20 protein-coding genes are annotated in these 19,502 nt (G+C 42.8%); 2 read left to right on the top strand and 18 right to left on the bottom strand.

All coding sequences use genetic code 11. The features are described 5' to 3' along the window. Positions 1–3 precede the first annotated feature (3 nt). From yycF to rpsF, 9 genes are all read right to left on the bottom strand, one after another. Complete coding sequence (gene yycF, locus ACFPRA_RS13855; RefSeq protein WP_381435736.1) at positions 4–714, bottom strand: response regulator YycF; 711 nt, start codon at positions 712–714, stop codon at positions 4–6. A 248-nt stretch (positions 715–962) separates the two neighbouring features. Beyond that, complete coding sequence (locus ACFPRA_RS13850) at positions 963–2,438, bottom strand: peptidoglycan DD-metalloendopeptidase family protein (protein WP_381435733.1); 1,476 nt, start codon at positions 2,436–2,438, stop codon at positions 963–965. Positions 2,439–2,715: 277 nt separating this feature from the next. Then, positions 2,716–4,071, bottom strand: a complete 1,356-nt coding sequence (dnaB, locus tag ACFPRA_RS13845) for a replicative DNA helicase (RefSeq protein WP_381435730.1) — start codon at positions 4,069–4,071, stop codon at positions 2,716–2,718. 12 nt (positions 4,072–4,083) lie between these two features. After that, positions 4,084–4,533, bottom strand: a complete 450-nt coding sequence (gene rplI, locus ACFPRA_RS13840) for a 50S ribosomal protein L9 (protein ID WP_381435728.1) — start codon at positions 4,531–4,533, stop codon at positions 4,084–4,086. Next, positions 4,530–6,506 carry a DHH family phosphoesterase gene (locus ACFPRA_RS13835; protein WP_381435725.1) on the bottom strand — a complete coding sequence of 659 codons (1,977 nt, stop codon included), beginning with the start codon at positions 6,504–6,506 and terminating at the stop codon, positions 4,530–4,532. The genes rplI and ACFPRA_RS13835 overlap by 4 nt, the downstream gene beginning before the upstream one ends. 12 nt (positions 6,507–6,518) lie before the next feature. Then, positions 6,519–7,460 carry a YybS family protein gene (locus ACFPRA_RS13830; protein WP_381435722.1) on the bottom strand — a complete coding sequence of 314 codons (942 nt, stop codon included), beginning with the start codon at positions 7,458–7,460 and terminating at the stop codon, positions 6,519–6,521. Between the two features lie 380 nt (positions 7,461–7,840). Next, the gene (gene rpsR, locus ACFPRA_RS13825; RefSeq protein WP_239390002.1) at positions 7,841–8,077 is read right to left on the bottom strand and encodes a 30S ribosomal protein S18; all 237 of its coding nucleotides are present in this window, start codon (positions 8,075–8,077) and stop codon (positions 7,841–7,843) included. A gap of 94 nt (positions 8,078–8,171) precedes the next feature. Further along, a complete protein-coding gene (ssb, locus tag ACFPRA_RS13820; protein WP_381435719.1) occupies positions 8,172–8,699 on the bottom strand; it encodes a single-stranded DNA-binding protein in 528 nt (175 codons plus the stop codon). 64 nt (positions 8,700–8,763) lie between these two features. Then, positions 8,764–9,051 carry a 30S ribosomal protein S6 gene (rpsF, locus tag ACFPRA_RS13815; protein ID WP_239390000.1) on the bottom strand — a complete coding sequence of 96 codons (288 nt, stop codon included), beginning with the start codon at positions 9,049–9,051 and terminating at the stop codon, positions 8,764–8,766. Positions 9,052–9,199: 148 nt separating this feature from the next. Here rpsF and ACFPRA_RS13810 point away from each other — a divergent pair, with 148 nt between their 5' ends. Further along, entirely contained in the window at positions 9,200–9,760 is a 561-nt protein-coding gene (locus tag ACFPRA_RS13810) for a DUF3267 domain-containing protein (RefSeq protein ID WP_381435717.1), read from the top strand. Positions 9,761–9,809: 49 nt separating this feature from the next. Here the strand turns inward: ACFPRA_RS13810 and ychF are convergent, their stop codons facing one another. The 3 genes from ychF to ACFPRA_RS13795 all read right to left on the bottom strand — a co-directional run bounded on the left by ychF (position 9,810) and on the right by ACFPRA_RS13795 (position 12,117). Beyond that, a complete protein-coding gene (gene ychF, locus ACFPRA_RS13805; RefSeq protein WP_381435714.1) occupies positions 9,810–10,910 on the bottom strand; it encodes a redox-regulated ATPase YchF in 1,101 nt (366 codons plus the stop codon). Positions 10,911–11,003: 93 nt separating this feature from the next. Next, positions 11,004–11,201 carry a DUF951 domain-containing protein gene (locus ACFPRA_RS13800; RefSeq protein ID WP_381435712.1) on the bottom strand — a complete coding sequence of 66 codons (198 nt, stop codon included), beginning with the start codon at positions 11,199–11,201 and terminating at the stop codon, positions 11,004–11,006. Between the two features lie 31 nt (positions 11,202–11,232). Continuing rightward, complete coding sequence (locus tag ACFPRA_RS13795) at positions 11,233–12,117, bottom strand: mechanosensitive ion channel family protein (RefSeq protein ID WP_381435709.1); 885 nt, start codon at positions 12,115–12,117, stop codon at positions 11,233–11,235. Between the two features lie 81 nt (positions 12,118–12,198). Between ACFPRA_RS13795 and yyaC the strand changes: the two genes are divergently transcribed. Beyond that, positions 12,199–12,792: a spore protease YyaC gene (gene yyaC / locus ACFPRA_RS13790; RefSeq protein ID WP_381435706.1), complete on the top strand. Its 594-nt coding sequence runs from the start codon at positions 12,199–12,201 to the stop codon at positions 12,790–12,792. On the opposite strand, the gene ACFPRA_RS13785 is transcribed toward yyaC, so the two are convergent. The 6 genes from ACFPRA_RS13785 to mnmG all read right to left on the bottom strand — a co-directional run bounded on the left by ACFPRA_RS13785 (position 12,751) and on the right by mnmG (position 19,475). Next, positions 12,751–13,455 carry a DUF554 domain-containing protein gene (locus ACFPRA_RS13785; RefSeq protein ID WP_381435704.1) on the bottom strand — a complete coding sequence of 235 codons (705 nt, stop codon included), beginning with the start codon at positions 13,453–13,455 and terminating at the stop codon, positions 12,751–12,753. The two genes, yyaC and ACFPRA_RS13785, sit on opposite strands and share 42 nt — an antisense overlap. A gap of 64 nt (positions 13,456–13,519) precedes the next feature. Further along, a complete protein-coding gene (locus ACFPRA_RS13780) occupies positions 13,520–14,359 on the bottom strand; it encodes a ParB/RepB/Spo0J family partition protein (RefSeq protein WP_381435702.1) in 840 nt (279 codons plus the stop codon). Then, positions 14,356–15,114, bottom strand: coding sequence for a ParA family protein (locus ACFPRA_RS13775; protein WP_381435699.1), 759 nt, complete (start codon positions 15,112–15,114; stop codon positions 14,356–14,358). Before ACFPRA_RS13775 ends, ACFPRA_RS13780 begins: the two co-directional genes overlap by 4 nt. Before the next feature lie 497 nt (positions 15,115–15,611). Further along, complete coding sequence (gene noc, locus ACFPRA_RS13770; RefSeq protein ID WP_381435697.1) at positions 15,612–16,478, bottom strand: nucleoid occlusion protein; 867 nt, start codon at positions 16,476–16,478, stop codon at positions 15,612–15,614. 191 nt (positions 16,479–16,669) lie between these two features. Next, on the bottom strand, positions 16,670–17,383 hold the full coding sequence (gene rsmG, locus ACFPRA_RS13765) for a 16S rRNA (guanine(527)-N(7))-methyltransferase RsmG (RefSeq protein WP_381435694.1): 714 nt from the start codon (positions 17,381–17,383) through the stop codon (positions 16,670–16,672). Positions 17,384–17,585: 202 nt separating this feature from the next. Next, positions 17,586–19,475 (bottom strand): tRNA uridine-5-carboxymethylaminomethyl(34) synthesis enzyme MnmG, encoded by a 1,890-nt coding sequence (gene mnmG / locus ACFPRA_RS13760; RefSeq protein ID WP_381435691.1) that lies wholly within the window; start codon positions 19,473–19,475, stop codon positions 17,586–17,588. Between the last annotated feature and the right edge of the window lie 27 nt (positions 19,476–19,502).

Below are 19,502 nucleotides of genomic sequence, written 5' to 3'. Positions count from 1 at the left end.
TGATTACTCCTGTTCTGGATCCCGCAAATAATAGCCAACACCGCGGCGTGTGACGATCCATGCTGGATGGCTCGGTGTATCTTCAATCTTTTCGCGCAACCGTCTGATGGTGACATCTACCGTCCGTACATCTCCAAAATAATCATAGCCCCAAACGGTCTGTAACAGATGTTCACGTGTCATCACTTGCCCGATATGCTTCGCAAGATAATGAAGCAATTCAAACTCACGATGCGTCAATTCGATCGTTTCATCTCGTTTCAATACGAGATAGGCATCCGGTTGTATGATCAGACTACCTACTTCGATATCATTCGTTGTCGCTTCCTGCTCGTCGGAGATCGTTTTCATATGTCTGCGTAAATTGGCTTTCACACGGGCAATCAGCTCGCGAGTACCAAACGGTTTGGTAACATAGTCATCCGCGCCCAATTCCAACCCTAATACTTTATCAATTTCTGAGTCTTTCGCTGTCAGCATGATAATTGGAAAGTCATACTTTTTACGAACTTCTCGACAGACTTCCATACCATCACGTTTTGGAAGCATAATATCCAACAACATAATGTCTGGCTTGACTTCTTCCACTTTTTCAAGTGCCTCTTCTCCGTCGTAAGCACAAAATACTTGAAAGCCTTCTTTTTTCAAATTGAATTCCAATATATCTGCAATCGGTTTTTCATCATCTACTACAAGGATTGTTTTACTTTGCATATTCTCTATCCTTTCCCGCCTTTATAGCGCCACAATACATTTTCTTTTACTCTATCACGCTTCCAAGCGATTCGCAAAACTGCGGTAAGCCATTTCCCGGGAAATAACTTTCCGAATCTTGTCGAAACATGGGCATATACGCATGCATAACCGCTTTTCATACAAAGGTTCACTTAACCCTTTTGACCCAAACATTGGCAATACAAGAACAAAAAGGACGATACAACAGTGTACCGTCCCCCATGCATTTATTTTCTTACTACAGTCAATGGATTAATATTTTCTCCATTTTTGATCACTTCAAAATGGAGATGAACGCCAGTCGAACGGCCTGTTGAACCCATAACCCCTATTTTTGCTCCTTGCGGGACAGTTTGTCCTACTTTAACATTTGTCGAAGCGAGATGGGCGTATAACGTTTCATAACCGTTGTTATGTTTAATGACAATGTGGTTCCCGTAAGTACTATGTCGACTTACTTTTGTGACCACTCCATTGTCAGCCGCTAAAATGGTACGTGATGATGGACGGGCAATGTCTATCCCTTGATGCACTCTTCCCCATCTGACTCCCATCTGACTCGATACATATCCGCCGGCTGTAGGCCATACAAATGTGCCTGTGCCCCTGGAAGGCATCACCTTTGTTCCTACGACCAGCACTTTGTCAGTCGGTTCCACAAGGATCTTTTCGTCGATAACATCGCTACCTACTGTTTGACCATTGCGTTTTCGGATGTATTTTGTAACGATCTTTTCGCCATCCGATCCTTTTTGGGTCACTTTCTTTTCACCTTTAAACATCGAGCTATCTTTTTCTGTAATCTCTTTATGTTTAATCGTTTGTTTGTTTTTCGCTTCGTAATGGACTTCCACTTCAACATAAGGTTCGGTGACAGTCACATTCAATTCTTCTCCAAGTTGGAGAAGTGTATTGACCGTATAACCCGGATTGAGCTCAAGTAATTTGGCCGTCGTCATCTGATGTGCAGAGGCAATTCCGCCTAACACATCCCCGGATTGAATGACATATTCCTTTTCTTCCAACGTGCCTTTGTTTAATAGGACTAAAGCTTCTTTTACCGTTCTCACTTCTTCTGGAGATGTGCTCCCTGTTTCTGCTTTCATCTCGCCGCTAAACAGAATATCAAGGATACGGGTTTCATCCTCCTTTAAAGGGGGGATTGTAGTTGTAGAGGACATGCGATCTTCGAATTCGTTAAGCTCTTGTTCCGTTACATTTTGCAGTTTCAATTGGCGAATCACTTCATCATAATCGTCTTGATCTTTGACGTAGAATGCCAGTTTGTCATCAATGACAACGCCGGTTGCTTCTGCCTCCACAGATAGTAGTTCATGGAGTTTTTCAAGTACGGGTTCATCTTCCGTTTCAGCCGCGAAAACCAATTCCGGAATGACGGACAAATCCGTGCCAATTGATAAGGAGAGATTTCCATATTCGGAGGCCGCCTGTTGCAGCTCTTGTTCTTGCAATTCCTCTATTTTTTCCTTGTCGGAAATGACTCCTACATATTCTCCTTCTGAATAGATATGATAAACAGTAGAAAGGCCTGAGCCTTGTAATGTATTTGCAAACCCTGTTTGTATGCCGATGACTATTAACAACAAAGTACTGATCAGAATGACGTTAACCTTTGAAAAAGGTTTTATGAACATAGGGGAAGTATCCTCTTTCCCTCTATTATTCATGCTTTTGAAAAACATGTTTGTACTCCTTCCGTATTTCGACCGGAAAACCAGTAGTTAGTCAAGATATGCTCTATTTTTCACACCACTCTAATTTAACATATTTTTTTCAACTCTTGTATACTTAGAGTCCTTTGTAATACAAATGTATAATTGCATCCAATTATTCTTATTTAATACCATTTACTGGGTAACCATCACAACAATATACCCTTTTGAATAAAACGCGAAAAGTCCTCTTATCAAACGAAATTCCCGTTTGATAAGAGGACTTTCCTAACACTTTTCTTTATGTCTAAGCTCCGGCTGGTGGTTGGTGCTGACTCCAGTCGATATTGACGAATTTATTGTATTCTTTCGCAAATGCGAGCGAAACAGTACCCGTCGGACCGTTCCGTTGTTTTGCGATAATAATTTCAATGATATTCTGATTTTCGGTCTCTTTATCATAATAATCTTCCCGATAAAGGAACGAAACAATATCCGCGTCTTGCTCAATACTTCCAGATTCCCGAAGGTCGGACATCATCGGACGCTTATCTTGACGTTGCTCGACGCCACGGGAAAGCTGGGAAAGTGCGATGACTGGCACTTTTAATTCCCTTGCCAGCCCTTTCAATGAACGAGAAATTTCCGATACTTCCTGCTGCCTATTTTCCCCAGCACGTCCACTCCCTGAAATCAGCTGTAAATAGTCGATGATGATCATGCCCAGTCCATGCTCTTGTTGAAGACGACGGCATTTGGAGCGGATTTCATTGACCCGGATACCGGATGAATCGTCGATGAAAATCCCAGCATTCGATAAACTACCCATCGCCATTGTCAGTTTGCGCCAATCTTCCGCTTCAAGTGCACCGGTCCGTAGCACTTGTGCATCAATATTCCCTTCCGCACATAGCATCCGCATGACGAGCTGGTCCGCCCCCATCTCCAAACTGAAGATGGCTACATTCTCATCGGTTTTCGTGGCCACGTTTTGTGCCACATTCAATGCGAACGCCGTCTTACCGACAGAAGGACGGGCAGCAAGAATGATTAAGTCGTTACGCTGAAACCCAGCCGTCATTTTGTCCAAATCACGAAACCCTGTTGGAATGCCTGTAATATCGCCTTTCCGTGTATGAAGAAGCTCGATATTGTCATAGGTTTCGACAAGGACGTCCTTAATATGACGGAAGTCACCGGCATTTTTCCGATTGGAAACTTCCATCATCTTCTTTTCTGCTTCAGATAATAAGGCTTCCACTTCGTCTTCCCGGGCATAGCCGTCTTCCACGATCGACGTCGCCACACGGATCAGACGGCGTAATAGCGCCTTCTCTTCTACAATCCGTGCGTAAAACGCGATATTAGCGGCTGTTGGGACAGCGTTGGCAATTTCCGTCAAATATGAAATGCCTCCGACATCTTCCAACTCTTTTTTAGCCGAAAGTTCTTCTGTAACGGTGACAACGTCAATAGCCTGCCCTTTGTCACTTAGACTGATCATCGTATCGAAGATTTTCTGATGCGCAATCCTGTAGAAATCTTCCGGAACGAGAAGCTCCGCCGCCGTAATCAACGCCTGCGGCTCAAGGAAAATTGCCCCGATGACCGACTGTTCAGCTTCGTTATTATGTGGGGGGACGCGATCGAACATCTGGTCCATCTTTCTATCTCCTTATCTTTCTTCTGTTACATGCACTTTCAACGTAGCCGTTACTTCAGGGTGGATTTTGATTGGAACATTTGTATAGCCTAGTGTCCGGATAGCATCCGCAAGTTCCATTTTTCGACGATCCACTTTAATGCCTTTCGTTTTGTGCAATGCTTCTGCAATTTGTTTCGTTGTGATCGAACCGAATAAGCGCCCGCCTTCGCCAGATTTTGCAGTCATTTCAACTGTAATTTCGTCGAGCTCTACTTTCAGCTTTTTCGCTTCTGCCAATTCCTCCGCTGCGTCTTTTTCAGCGCGTTTCTTTTGGCCTTCCAATTTACTCATATTCCCGGCCGTTGCTTCCACCGCCAAATTGTTTTTGAGTAAGAAGTTTTGCGCATAACCAACAGATACTTCTTTTACTTCCCCTTTTTTCCCTTTACCTTTTACGTCTTGCAAAAAGATTACTTTCATGATGAACTTCCCCTTTCCATTCTCGTCTCTAATACTGATTTTAACATGTCCACGGCTTCTTGAACCGTCTCAGCCTCTAACTGGCAGGCTGCATTTGTCAAATGTCCTCCCCCGCCGAGTTCTTCCATGACAAGCTGGACATTCAAATCACCAAGGGAACGGGCACTGATCCCGATTTTACCGTCCTCCCGAGGTGCAATCACAAAAGATGCTCCAATACCTTGCATCGTTAGTAAAATATCTGCCGTCTGCGCAATGAGAACCGGACCATATGCGATTTGATCCTTCCCTTTGGCGATGGCAATCCCACCTTCCAATAACTCAACGGTTTCAATCAGCTTCGAACGGGCGATATACGTCTCAATATCTTCTTTTAACAATCGCTGGACAAGGACGGTATCTGCTCCGAACGTCCGTAAATACGATGCTGCTTCAAATGTTCGCGCCCCCGTCCGTAAAGTGAAGCTTTTCGTATCGACAATAATACCAGCTAGTAGCGCAGTCGATTCAAGCATCGTCAGCTTCTCGTTCTTCGGCTGGTACTCAAGTAATTCCGTCACGAGCTCCGCAGTAGAGGACGCATACGGTTCCATATAGACGAGCATCGTATTATTGATAAATTCTTCGCCCCGTCTATGGTGATCGATGACAACCACTTTTTCGGCCTTCTCAAGCACACGTTCATCAATGACCATACTCGGTTTATGCGTATCCACAATAATGACAAGTGAACGTTCTGTCATCAGGGGTAGTGCGTCCTCCGGTTGGATAAATTGACTGGCAAGCGAAACATCACGATCAATTTCATCCATTAACCGCGTTACACTGCCATCCAATTCATTGAAATTGACGACAATATAGCCTTCAATATTGTTCATGCGGGCCATTTTCCGAACACCGATGGCAGCACCAATTGCATCCATGTCCGGCATTTTATGTCCCATGACAAAAACTTTATCACTGCTTTGAATCAGATCACGCAGTGCATGAGAGATAACCCTTGCTCGAACCCGTGTCCTTTTTTCAACAGGATTTGTCTTGCCACCATAAAATTTCAATTTACCATCATGTCGTTTAATGGCCACCTGATCGCCACCACGCCCGAGAACAAGATCCAAGCTGGATTGCGCCAGTTCTCCCAGTTCCGTCAACGAAGTGGAACCTGTACCTACACCGATACTCAAAGTCAACGCGGTGCTTTGCTCGGCTGTCTTTTCCCGGATATCATCCAAAATTGAGAATTTCGTCTTCTCCAATTCAGCCAAAGTTGCTTCATTGAATACAACGAGGAAACGGTCAGAAGCGATCCTTTTAACGAAGATGCCATTTTCCGTTCCCCAACGATTGACAAGAGACGTCACCAAAGAATTCAGCTGACTTCTTGTCTGGTCATCCATCGCTTGAGAAAGATCGTCATAATTATCGACAAGCATGATACCCAAAACTGTGCGGTCTGCATAATACAGCGACTCAATCTCCACTTGCTCCGTCACGTCAAATAAGTAAATCAGCTTCTCTTCCGCTTTATAAATGACTTTATACGTCCGCTCTCCAACTGTAATGAATGGATCAGCAGTTTTGCTCCCCTTCAAAATTGCACGGAATTGTCCGGAGAGATTGAATAATTCATCGCCAATAAGCGAATCCGAGTCAAACACTTTCATGGCAAACGGGTTCGCCCATTCAACCATATTCTTTTCATTCACGAGAAGGATGGCGATTGGTAATTCATGAAAAGCCTCTTCCCCGACTTTTTTCACCCGAAATGCAAGTGTTTCAATATGATTTTCCGTTTCGACATACGTACGCTCTTCCATCTTCCACGCAATTCCTACCGTCACTACAAATACAATTGTAAAAACAAGCCCAATCCAAAAAAAGGACATGAGAAGGAGTGCTGACGCTACTAGACCTAAGAGCGACAATAGAAGTAATGGATAACGAATTGTCCTTTTCCGAAAAAATGATGTCATTGTTCCACCCTCCTACCTGCTCTTGTCTTTGCGAATCCAGGAACGGATATTAACACCTGCGTCCAATACCCCAAGTAATGTCGTCACTGGATGGAGAAATAATGCAAACAATGTTCCAACAATCGTGACTGCTTTCGGTAACTTCGTTTTATGCAAATAGAAATGAATCAGTGCAATCCCTTGCAACAGGAAGAGCGTCCTTAAAATAATCAATGCATTTACACAGATCAGATACAAATCGGTTCCCGGCTCCATTGCAACTGTCATATTCAGGAGAAGGACCACTCCATATGCAAAAACAGTAATGACAGGCAACTTCATATTTCTAAACGGCGGAAACTTTGGCACTTGATGCCCCAACCGTTTAGCAAGAAACAAATTCGGGATTAACGTAATAAAAGCAAATAAAAAACAAGTCAAGATAAAAGCAGCCGGAATCGTATGTTCATAAAACGTGAACATCGCTTCCGTCATCTCATTATAATTCGCTGGAAGCGTCCCATACGTCCCCATGAAAGAGGCGAATTGTTGTTGCGATTCCCGCATCATCGTGAACAGTTGATCCACAAAATTGATGTTGAATAATAAGACTGCCCCTACATACACAATAATAGAAGTCATGATATACATGAGGGACAGCCCCATGAACAGATACAATTTCGACTTCCCTGCTTTGATCATCTCCCCAATCATCCATCCTGCCAATCCAAATACAAAGGCAAAAGGAAGAAGAGCGATGCCCCCAATTAAAAGAGACACAACAATACCTGCCCCTGTCACAAGAATGGTCGACGCACGATCATACCTTAATCCATATAATATGATAGGCAATGGAATAAGGAACATCGTAATCGAACCTATAGGCGGCACATACAAAATAATCGCCAGCAAAATAGCGAATAATGCAATCATCATTGCCCCATAAGTAATTTTTCTCGGATCGTCTTTCATCATCTAGATTCCTCCGGTCTTTCGCTGGACAATTTGATGTATCCATCGATTTCACAACTAACGATTCAAAAGAGAGCGCTTCTATAATTGTATCACGATTTATGTATTTAACAAAAAAGAACGCATGTACTGTTATGGTCGGAGGTTATAGAAGTCAGTTTCCTTTTTAACCTTTTTATGATTGAATTAGGGAATTTTTGATGGGGTTTTGAGCGCCTGGTACTTGCTTTGATCACTACAAAACACTCTTGAGCGCTTAACATCACCTAAAGCTTGCAATTGATCATACATCAATTATTCCTCTCACCAACTAATTTTACCAACAAAAAAATCGCCTCCTTGTACGGGTTGTCCCAATACAAGAAGGCGATCTGTCAATCAAATTATCTTTCTTCCGCGCTGAACGGAAGAAGTGCCATGATGCGTGAGCGTTTGATCGCAAGTGTCAGTTTACGCTGATACTTCGCGCTTGTGCCCGTTACACGGCGAGGCAAGATTTTTCCGCGCTCAGAAATAAATTTCTTAAGTAGGTCTGTATCTTTATAATCGATATGCGTAATGTTGTTGGATGTGAAATAACAAACTTTACGACGTCTTTTACCTCCACGACGTGGTGCCATACTATTCTCCTCCTTCTCTCGGCTTCCGATAAGCGGCGCATTGCTCGCCTATCAAAAACCCTTATTTTCTTTGATCGACTATACACACGAGATCTTAGAACGGCAGGTCGTCGTCCGATACTTCAATCGGACCTCCGCCCATCGAAAATGGATCATCGTCAGTACGTGTATAGTTTTGCTGATTCGGTTGTTGATATTGTTGTTGACTAGGCTGCTGATTCTGATAGCCTGGTTGTCCCCCTTGCTGAGCACCGTACGACGGCGCACCGTAAGAAGATCCGGACCTATTGTCGGCATTCGCATTACGCGGCTCGAGAAACTGTGTGCTATCCGCTACAACTTCAGTTGTATAGACGCGCTTTCCGTCTTGTCCTTCGAAGCTGCCCGTCTGGATACGGCCATCCACTCCGACAAGACTTCCTTTTCTCAAGAAGTTCGCGATATTTTCAGCCTGTTTTCTCCAAGCTACACAACTGATGAAATCAGCTTCCCTTTCGCCTGATGCGCTTTGGAAAGCCCGGTTCACCGCTAACGTGAAACGTGTGACAGCAATCCCGGTTTGTGTATATTTCAGCTCTGGATCTTTTGTCAATCGCCCTACTAAAACAACTCGGTTAATCATCAGAATTCAACCTCCCTCATCATTTTGTAAGTGTCATCTGTTGACATATTTATATGCATTAAGATTAAGCATCAAGACGAACAGCCATATGACGAAGGATATCTTCGTTGATGTTCGCAAGACGTGTAAATTCATCGATCGCTTCAGCACCAGCGTTCACTTTTACAAGCTGGTAGAAACCTTCACGCAAGTCGTCGATTTCGTAAGCAAGACGGCGCTTGCCCCACTCTTTCGACTCGATGATTTCCGCACCTTTAGAAGTAAGGACCTCATCAAAACGTTGGATCAACGCTTTTTTAGCTTCATCTTCTACCGTTGGGCGGATGATGTACATGATTTCGTACTTTCTCATCTTCAGTCACCTCCTTATGGACTTTGGCCCTGCTGATTGCAGCGGGCAAGGAGTAAGTAATTGTATTACTCACATCAGTAAATATTAGCATATCTGCATTAAACTTTCAACCATTTTCTTGTATACTATATGGATAGAGGTGATTTTGTTGAATGAATTTCCTGAGCCCGACAAAGTGATTGAAATCGATTTGCCCGCAGTAGCAAAGAGAAGTCTCATCTTGACTATCCTATCCGGCCTTCTTTTATTGATCTTGAAGGTGGTCATTGAAAAAGCTGTCATGTTCACATTTTCGTTATGGACAGTCGTCTTTTCCATTGTCGGATATGTTGTTCTTATTATTTTACATGAGTTTTTTCATTTGATTGGCTTTCGCATCTTCGGTGGAGTTCCTTGGAAACGGATGGTTGTCGGTGTCAATTTGAAAATGGGTATTGCTTATGCGACAACTGATCAGCTGATGACGAATCGTGCCATCCGGAAAGCATTGCTTCTCCCTTTTTGGACGACAGGAATCGTCCCTGCCTTGATCGGATTGTACATCGGAAGTGGTTTGCTCATCAGTTTGGCTGCATTGTTAATTGGCGGTGCCGCCGGCGACTTTGCGATGTACAAGGAATTGCGTAAATTGCCCGATGACTGGCTTGTCAAAGATGACCCCGAGTTGCCTAAGCTTTATGTCTATGCACCACAAAAGTTAAAACATTAATAAAAAGCGTCGTACCGGTACTTAAAAACCGATGCGACGCTTTCGTTGATCAAACGTTAAAACGGAACAGCATGACGTCTCCGTCTTTTACGACATATTCTTTACCTTCCAAACGGACTTTCCCCGCCTCTTTTGCTGCGGCCATTGAGCCCGATTCAACAAGTGCATCATACGCGACGGTTTCTGCACGGATGAACCCACGCTCGAAATCGGTATGGATGATACCTGCACATTGCGGTGCTTTCATCCCTTTCCGGAATGTCCAAGCTCTTACTTCCTGCACGCCTGCCGTGAAGTAGGTAGCAAGTCCAAGCAAGTTATAAGCCGCCTTGATCAGTTGGTCAAGACCTGATTCTTGGATGCCAAGCTCTTCGAGGAACATCGCTTTTTCCTCGTCTTCAAGCTCAGCCATCTCTTCTTCGATTTTGGCACAAACGACGATGACTTGCGCATTATCTTTTTCCGCGAATTCACGGACAGCTTGGACATACTCATTGTTGTCCGCATCCGCAATTTCATCTTCTGAAACATTCGCTACATAGAGCATCGGTTTAATCGTCAAAAGATGCATCCCTTTAATGAGGTTGTATTCTTCTTCCGCAAACTCGATAGAACGTGCTGGTTGTTCGTTTTCAAATGCTTCTTTCAGTTTCAGGAGTATTGGTTCTTCCGCCATTGCATCCTTGTCTTTCTGTTTAGCCATTTTGGAAACGCGCGTCAACCGTTTTTCCACGCTTTCCATGTCGGCAAGGATCAGTTCAAGATTGATGACTTCAATATCATCAATCGGATTCACTTTCCCGGAAACGTGCGTAATATTTTCATCGGCAAAACAACGAACTACTTGACAGATAGCATCCACTTCACGAATATGTGATAAGAATTTATTCCCGAGCCCTTCCCCTTTGCTTGCCCCTTCAACGATCCCTGCAATGTCTGTAAATTCAAATGCAGTGGGCACCGTTTTCTTCGGTGTTACAAGTTCCGTCAATTTTTCAAGTCTTTCATCCGGTACTTCTACGATGCCGACATTCGGATCAATCGTACAGAACGGATAGTTCGCTGCCTCGGCCCCCGCTTTGGTAATTGCATTGAATAGCGTCGATTTCCCTACGTTCGGAAGACCGACAATTCCAGCTGTTAACGCCATTCATTCCACAACCTCTCATTTATATGTCCACTCATTTATTCCGTATACAACTCTTCCATTATAAGGACATCAGTCCCAGATGTCCATTCGTGCTCAAGATTCCGCTTTGACGATCACTTTCTTCATCTTTTTCGTAAATTCGTTGCGCGGGATCATGACACTATGTCCGCATCCTTCACATTTAATGCGGATATCCGCCCCCATGCGAATGATTTTCCAAGCATTTGTTCCACATGGATGCTGCTTTTTCATCTCGACAACGTCATTCAATCCAAACACTTTTCCTTCCATTTTCACGCACATCCTTTCTTATCTATTCTATTTAGACATTGCTGAACGATTTCGTGACCAAGGTCGGGTATGGAATCTCGATACCTTCCTGTTCCAAATACTTTTTCAAACCGATACCAATTGTCCTTGCACTATCAAAATGACGCATCGGTTTCGTTTCAGCAATTATGCGTACAACAGCTTCCGTTTCCGTAAAATTCTGAGCTCCGATTAACTTCGGGTTATTGATAAAATCATCATTTTTCTTCCCTAATGAAATTAAATAGTTTTCAATGAGCTTTTCTGTCTTCTCCACGCCTACTTCAAAAGGAATCGTGACATCGACAATCGCCAACGAATTTTCCTTGGAATAATTGACAACTCGACTAATGGTGCCATTCGGCAGAATGGAAACTTCGCCCGTAAAACTTTTAATTTTCGTCGTACGTAAACCAATTTCTTCAACGATTCCTTCCGCCGTATCGATTTTCACATAATCTCCGACAGAAAACTGATTTTCAAAGATAATGAAAAAACCGGTGATGACATCCTTGACAAGGCTTTGCGCACCGAAACCGACTGCAAGGCCGAGCACACCCGCCCCAGCCAGCAATCCTCTTACATCAATTTTAAACTCAGCCAGAACCGCCATGATCGCTGAAAAATAGACGACATAAGCCAATGTATTCTCCAATAGCTTCATTAACGTTTGTTCCCGACGTTCAGACTGGCGCAATGGCACTTTCATTTTCACTTTAAACACACGGCGGATGACCAATTTGCCCACTCTGACAACGATAGCTGCCAGTACTACAATAACTAGAACTCGGATGGCTATTGTTCCGAGAGTTTCCCATGTCTCTTGACTGAATAAGAATTTCTCCACCTTTTCAGCCTGTTCTTTCAAACTTGTATCTTCATTTTTTGCTAAATCCACTTTTGTCCACCTTTCGTATAATTACGACGATTCATGCGTATATTGAGTAATACATCATACTAATGAAATGGAGTTTTTCTCATGCGAGCTGCGCTTCCTACCACTTATGATTACCGAATCCATTATAAAGAAACCGGTGTCGTTTGGAAATTAAGTTCACTATTCCTTCAACACATTCCATTTGCATCGCATGAACTCATTTTTTACTGCATAGGAACCGACCGTTCTACTGGAGACGCACTTGGGCCTTTAACCGGCTCTCACCTTACCGAATCTCCTCTATTCCCTTTTCCCGTTTTCGGGACATTGGAAAACCCATTACACGCCCTTAATTTACAGCAACAAATTGAAGAAACACGACTTTCTTCCCCAACGGCTTTCATCGTAGCTATCGATGCATGCCTAGGGCAAGGGAGCTCTGTGGGCCAATTGCTGTTCCATAGTGGACCGATTCATCCCGGGAAAGCAGTCGGCAAAAAATTGCCTCCTGTTGGTGATGTGTCCATTAAAGGAATTGTCAATATTGCCGGCTTCATGGAACATGCTGTCCTTCAAAGTACGCGCCTGCATCTTCCATTTGAGATGAGTCGTATTGTTGCCCGTGCACTGCAACTTGCTTACAGTCGAACTCAATCAAATAAGATGAACGATCGTCACCACAAGTCCCACAACTAAAATGCCCGGTATTAAATTGGCAACCCGTATTTTAGTCAGCCCGATCAAATTCAGTCCAATGGCTAATATCATCAATCCACCAGTCGCTGTCATTTCTGTGATGAAGAAATTCAATAATTCATCTGGAACGAAGCTACTGATTTGTGTAGACAGTAGTGTAATGATTCCTTGATATAAAAATACAGGTAGGGCCGCAAAAGCGACGCCAATTCCAAGTGTCGAACTTAAAATGATTGCTGTAAATCCGTCAATAATCCCTTTCATAACAAGGACGTCATGATCATTTCTAAGTCCACTGTCGATTGCTCCGATTATTGCCATTGAACCGACGACGAAGATAAGTGTTGCCGTTACAAATCCTGGCGCAATACCAGGCCCTTTCCGATTGACCGGCATTTTCTTTTCAATCCATTGTCCGAGAGCATTCACTTTCTGATCCAAATCCATCCATTCGCCAATAATTGCACCAAACACGATACTAATAATGACAATCAACACCTGCGTACTCTCGAATGTCATTTGAATACCAATAACGGCCACGGCAAGCCCGATTCCATACATAACCGTTTCTTTCATCCGCTCAGGTATATTATGTAAAAAACGTCCAATAAACGCCCCTATGATAATTAAGATGGCATTTACAATCGTTCCGAATAATACCATGCCATCACCTCGATTTAGTTAAAAATAATACCTATTTTGCTGTTACAGCAAAATAGGTATTTACTTATTCATTCAGTAACTCCAGAATACGTTCAAGATCATCCTCTGAGAAAAATTCGATTTCGATCTTCCCTTTATTCTTTGCTTTTTTAATTGTCACATTTGTTCCAAAATAATCTCGCAAGCTCGCTTCCCTTTCTGCTAAAAACAAATCGGGCTTCTTCTCTTTTTTTGTTTCACGTGGAACATCTTCATTCAGCTTTTGCACTAATTTTTCAAGCTGACGGACATTTAACCCATCCTTTAAAACCTGTTCTGCCAGTAAAGCAATTTTTTCTTTTTTACGCAATCCTAGCAACGTTCTGCCATGTCCCATTGACAGCTTACCTTCGGAAATATAGTCTCTAACTTTACCCGGTAGTGTTAGTAAACGGACATGATTTGCAATATGTGGACGGCTTTTTCCTAACCTGAAGGCAAGTTGTTCTTGCGTCAATTTCAAATTTTCCATCAAGCCATGATACGCTTCCGCTTCTTCAATCGGTGTCAAATCTTCGCGCTGTAAGTTTTCAAGAATCGCTAGCTCCATTGTCTCTTCATCCGTCAAATTACGCACAACTGCAGGAATTTCATCTAGGCCCGCCAGTTGTGCTGCCCTGAAACGTCTTTCGCCAACGACAATTTCGTAAGTCGTACCTTTCTTTCGTAATATAATTGGTTGCAAAATGCCATGTTCTTTTATGGAAGCACTCAATTCTTGAATGGCTATTTCATCAAAGATTTTTCGAGGTTGGTATGGATTTGCTTTAATACTTTTCACATGAATTTTTTCAACAGACTCTGCTTTGGACAGTGACTCCCCAGGAAATAAGGCATTCAAACCTTTTCCGAGACCTCTACTCATTTGTGCACCACTTCCTTTGCCAACTCTAAATAGACTTCCGCCCCCCGAGACCTTGCATCATATATAATGATCGGTTCTCCATGACTCGGAGCCTCACTCAGCCGTACATTTCGTGGAATAATCGTTCTGTACACTTTATCTTGAAAATATTTCTTCACTTCATCAATTACTTGAATTCCTAAATTCGTCCTAGCATCGAACATTGTGAGTAAAACGCCATCAATCGTCAAAGATTCATTTAAATGCTTTTGTACGAGTCGAATCGTACTAAGCAACTGACTCAATCCTTCCAACGCATAATATTCGCACTGCACTGGAATAAGAATCGAATCGGATGCCGTCAATGCATTAATCGTCAATAAGCCAAGCGATGGCGGACAATCGATAATGATATAATCATACCGATCCTTGACTTCCTGGATAGCATGTTTCATCCTTACTTCTCTTGAAATCGTTGAAACAAGCTCAATTTCAGCACCGGCTAACGAAATCGTGGCTGGTATAATGTCCAAGTTCTCCATTTTCGTCTTCCGGATCACCTCATGGACATCAGCGTCATCAATCAAAATATCATAGATGCATTTTTGAACATCACCTTTGTTCACGCCGACTCCACTTGTTGCATTCCCCTGTGGATCTGTATCAATTAAAAGGACTTTTTTGCCTATATGGGCAAGGCAAGCACTTAGATTGACGGATGTTGTTGTTTTACCGACGCCTCCCTTTTGGTTAGCGACCGCTATTATTCTACTCAAAACTTCCACCCGCTTTCACGTCTTCTAAAAAAGATAAAATCATAAACTATCGTTAAATTCTGATATTCATAATTTCCATTGATCTTCACCGGACAACTTCTAGTTTATCAAAAAATACGGACATTGTGGAGATATATGTATAGGAAACAACTCTTCCATCTCCTCGCAACAGATTCATTATTTTTATGCGTATGCAAAAAAACTCCTGCTCCAAGGCAAGAGTTTTAATTTGATTCAGCAAATCTTTTTGCACTGAAAGCAAAGCGTCAGCTACAGAAGTCCCCTACTTCCATAAGTTGTGGGATGAATACCAGAATGCATCTCAATTAGAGGGAGTTCAAACTCCCTGCTGATTAGAGGAGCTCAGACTAAGATCGTCGCGTCCTGAAATTGCCTTAATTTCTGCAAAAAGCCCAGAAATTAAGGCAAATCGAACTCTTCGCTGTTCGATTCGCAATTCAAAATCTGGACGCAATTACGCCGAGGCGTAATTGATCTTATTTCTTTTTCGGTATTTTAACCGTAATTGTATAAAAATCTTCAGCGTCTTCTTCTTCTGTTTTTACATCGATTCCGCTTTTAGTGACAAGAACGAGTGATTGTCGGATCGTATTGAGCGCAATACGGACATCTTTACTGACTGACTTCCTTTTGGGTGCCCTCTTTTTCTCTTTTACGACCTCTTCATCCGGATTCAGTAATTGTTCGATTCTTGCTTCAAGCTGCTTGACATTTAACTGTTCCTCAATGATTTCCTGATGCAGTTTTTGCTGCAATTCATCATCTTTAATAGGAATAAGTGCTCTTGCATGTCTTTCAGAAATTTCTTTGCGTAAGATTGCATCTTTTATCGTTTCAGGAAGTTTGAGTAAGCGCAGCTTATTTGCTACAGTCGACTGACCCTTTCCAAGCCTTTGTGCCAATGCTTCTTGTGTCAATCCGTGAAGCTCTAACAATTTTTCATAAGCATAGGCTTCTTCTATCGCCGTCAACTCTTCTCGCTGTAAGTTTTCAATCAATGCAATGGACGCGGTTTCTTTATCATCAAGTTCTCGAATAATTGCGGGCACTTCTGACCAACCCAATTTTTTCATCGCACGGTATCGGCGTTCCCCAGCGATGATTTCATAGGAATCCGTGTCAACACTCCGAATCACGATTGGTTGGATGACACCATGTGTATGAATGGTCCTTGCAAGTTCCTCAATTTTTTCTTCCGAGAATACTGTACGCGGTTGATATTTATTTGGTCTAATTTGTTCTAATTTAACTTGTACAATTTTTTCGTGATGATTAGCTTCACTTGCTAGTGGATCAACTTCTTTCTCTCCACCTCCAAAAAAACGTGAAAAAGGACTTTTCATTCCCGGCACCACCTTTTCAAGACTGCTTCCTAATTTCATTCATCATGTATCCGCTAGATCCATTGTTCCACGTGGAACAGTTTTTGAAAGGAGTTAATTACCCAAAAGCGCAGGGCGCCTGTCGCCCGAGGATTAGACGCGAGCATTGTTCAATTCAAAATCTGGACGCGCTTATGCTAGAGCATAAGTAATTAAATTGGTGACTTATTCGGAACACCAGGTTTTCTAGGATACTTTTTAGGTGTATTTTTTTCCTTATCAAAAACAAAGATACTCCGTTCACTATTTTCAATCGGTAGCGTGAATGAATGCTCTTCTTTAATGACGGCACCGAGAACGGAAAGCGCTTTTTTCGCATCTGCCAGTTCGTCTCCGGCAGCTGCTCCTTTCATAGAAATGAAAATTCCACCTTTTTTGACAAGTGGAACACATAATTCTGCAAGCACAGAAAGACGTGCCACTGCTCGTGCAGTAACAATATCGAACTTTTCACGATACTTTGGATTTTGACCGAAATCTTCAGCCCGTGCATGGACAAAATGCACGTTTTCCAACTGTAACATAGACGCAAGATGTTCGAGAAAACCGATTCGTTTATTCAATGAGTCTACAATTGTCACGTGTAGTTCTGGAAAACAGATTTTCAATGGAATACTTGGAAACCCTGCTCCTGCCCCTACATCACAAATAGTTTTGAGACCGTTTAAGTCAACGTAAAAAGCAGCAGTAATCGAATCGTAGAAATGTTTTAAATAGACGGACGGTGCATCTGTGATCGCCGTCAGATTCATCTTTTCATTCCATTCTACCAGAAGTTCAAAATACTGTCTGAATTGTTCTTGTTGTTTGTCACTCAATTCAATTCCATGTTCTTTCAATCCTAGGATAAACTGCTCCTCATTCAATCAATATCTCCTCCATATTTAGAAAAGCGTAAGTGGCCGGTTAGATTCGATAGGCGTAAGACAGACCGAAAATACGGCGCTCTTTGTCGTATGGCCGGAATGGCTTACGACCCGAGCATCTGGCCACTTAAGCCTAGACAATAGAAAAGCGTATAGTTAAAAAACTGATGCGGACACGAAATCCGCATCAGCTTAAACCGCCTTAGCCTGATATTTTTGCAATTCTACCTTGCTCGATATAAACAAGGAGAATGGAAATATCAGCTGGATTAACGCCTGATATACGAGATGCCTGTGCGATGGACAATGGTCTTACTTCGCTCAGCATCATTTTCGCCTCTGTTGCAATACCTGAAATGGCATGATAATCAATGTCTTCCGGTATCTTTTTGTTTTCCATCTTCTTCATCTTTTCGACTTGTTGCATGGATTTTTCGATATAACCTTCATATTTGATGAAAATCTCTACTTGTTCTTCCACTTCTGCGGATAGTTTCTCCACCGGTGGGACAATCCGTTCAATTTGATCGTATTTCATTTCCGGACGTTTGAGAAGATCAGCCGCTTTCATCGGTTCTCTTATTTCCGTACCGTCGGTTTCACGAATGATTTCTTGGACTTGCTCGCTAGGCTTGATCGTTACTTGGCGCAATCTGTCGACTTCTTCTTCGATCTGCTGTTTTTTGACCAAATAAGCCTGATAACGTTCTTCGTTGATGAGCCCAAGTGCATGGCCGGTTTCCGTTAAACGGAGATCTGCATTATCATGGCGCAATAACAAACGATACTCCGCACGTGATGTCAGCAATCTGTATGGCTCACTCGTTCCTTTCGTCACAAGATCATCAATCAGGACACCAATATAGGCATCCGCACGTCCTAGAATGCATTCTTCTTTTCCGAGAACACGTGATGCTGCGTTAATACCGGCCATAATGCCTTGTGCCGCTGCCTCTTCGTAACCGGATGTGCCGTTCAGTTGACCTGCCGTGTACAAATTGCGAATTTTTTTTGTTTCAAGTGTTGGCCATAATTGTGTTGGAACGATGGCATCATACTCAATTGCATAACCTGCACGCATCATTTCCGCTTTTTCAAGTCCCGGTACACTTTCGATCAATTGTTTCTGTACATATTCCGGCAAACTTGTCGAAAGCCCTTGGACATAGACTTCTTTCGTATTTCGCCCTTCCGGTTCCAGGAATATTTGATGGCGTGATTTATCGGCAAAGCGAACAATCTTATCTTCAATGGACGGACAATAACGCGGTCCTTTCCCTTTAATCATACCGGAGTACATCGGTGACAAATGAAGGTTTTCATTGATAATTTCATGTGTTTTCGGAGAAGTATAAGTTAACCAACAAGGCAATTGATCCATGATGAATTCCGTTGTTTCATAACTGAACGCCCGTGGAACATCATCTCCTGGTTGGATTTCCGTCTTGCTGTAATCGATCGTATTACTATTAATACGTGGAGGTGTACCCGTTTTAAAACGGACCATTTCAAAACCAAGTTCACGAATACTATCCGCCAATCGTATGGACGGCATTTGGTTATTCGGTCCACTAGAATATTTCAAATCACCGATGATGATTTCACCGCGTAGGAACGTACCTGTCGTCACGATGACTGTTTTTGCACGGTATATGGCACCTACTTGAGTAATCAATCCGGTCACTTCATCATTTTCAACAATCAATTCTTCCACGACGCCTTGATGGAGTGTCAAGTTTTCCTGCTCTTCCAGAAGCCGTTTCATTTCTTGCTGATAAAGGACTTTATCGGCTTGCGCACGAAGCGCACGTACTGCCGGTCCTTTTCCTGTATTCAACATCCGCATTTGGATATGTGTTTTATCAATTACTTTCCCCATCGCACCGCCCAGTGCGTCAATTTCCCGCACGACAATTCCTTTGGCTGGGCCACCGAGCGATGGATTACAAGGCATGAAAGCAATCATGTCAAGATTCATCGTTAGGACAAGTGTCGATGCTCCCATCTTGGCTGCCGCCAAAGCCGCCTCTACGCCGGCATGTCCGGCACCAATGACAATTACATCGAACGTGCCTGCTTCATATTTGGGCATGTTCTATTTCCTTCCTTCTATTATAAA

This window comes from Sporosarcina soli (genome assembly GCF_042655805.1).
In the GTDB taxonomy this organism is placed as follows: domain Bacteria; phylum Bacillota; class Bacilli; order Bacillales_A; family Planococcaceae; genus Sporosarcina; species Sporosarcina soli.
Note: the sequence above shows the minus strand (reverse complement) of the source record. Positions and strands in the feature narration are given on the sequence as shown.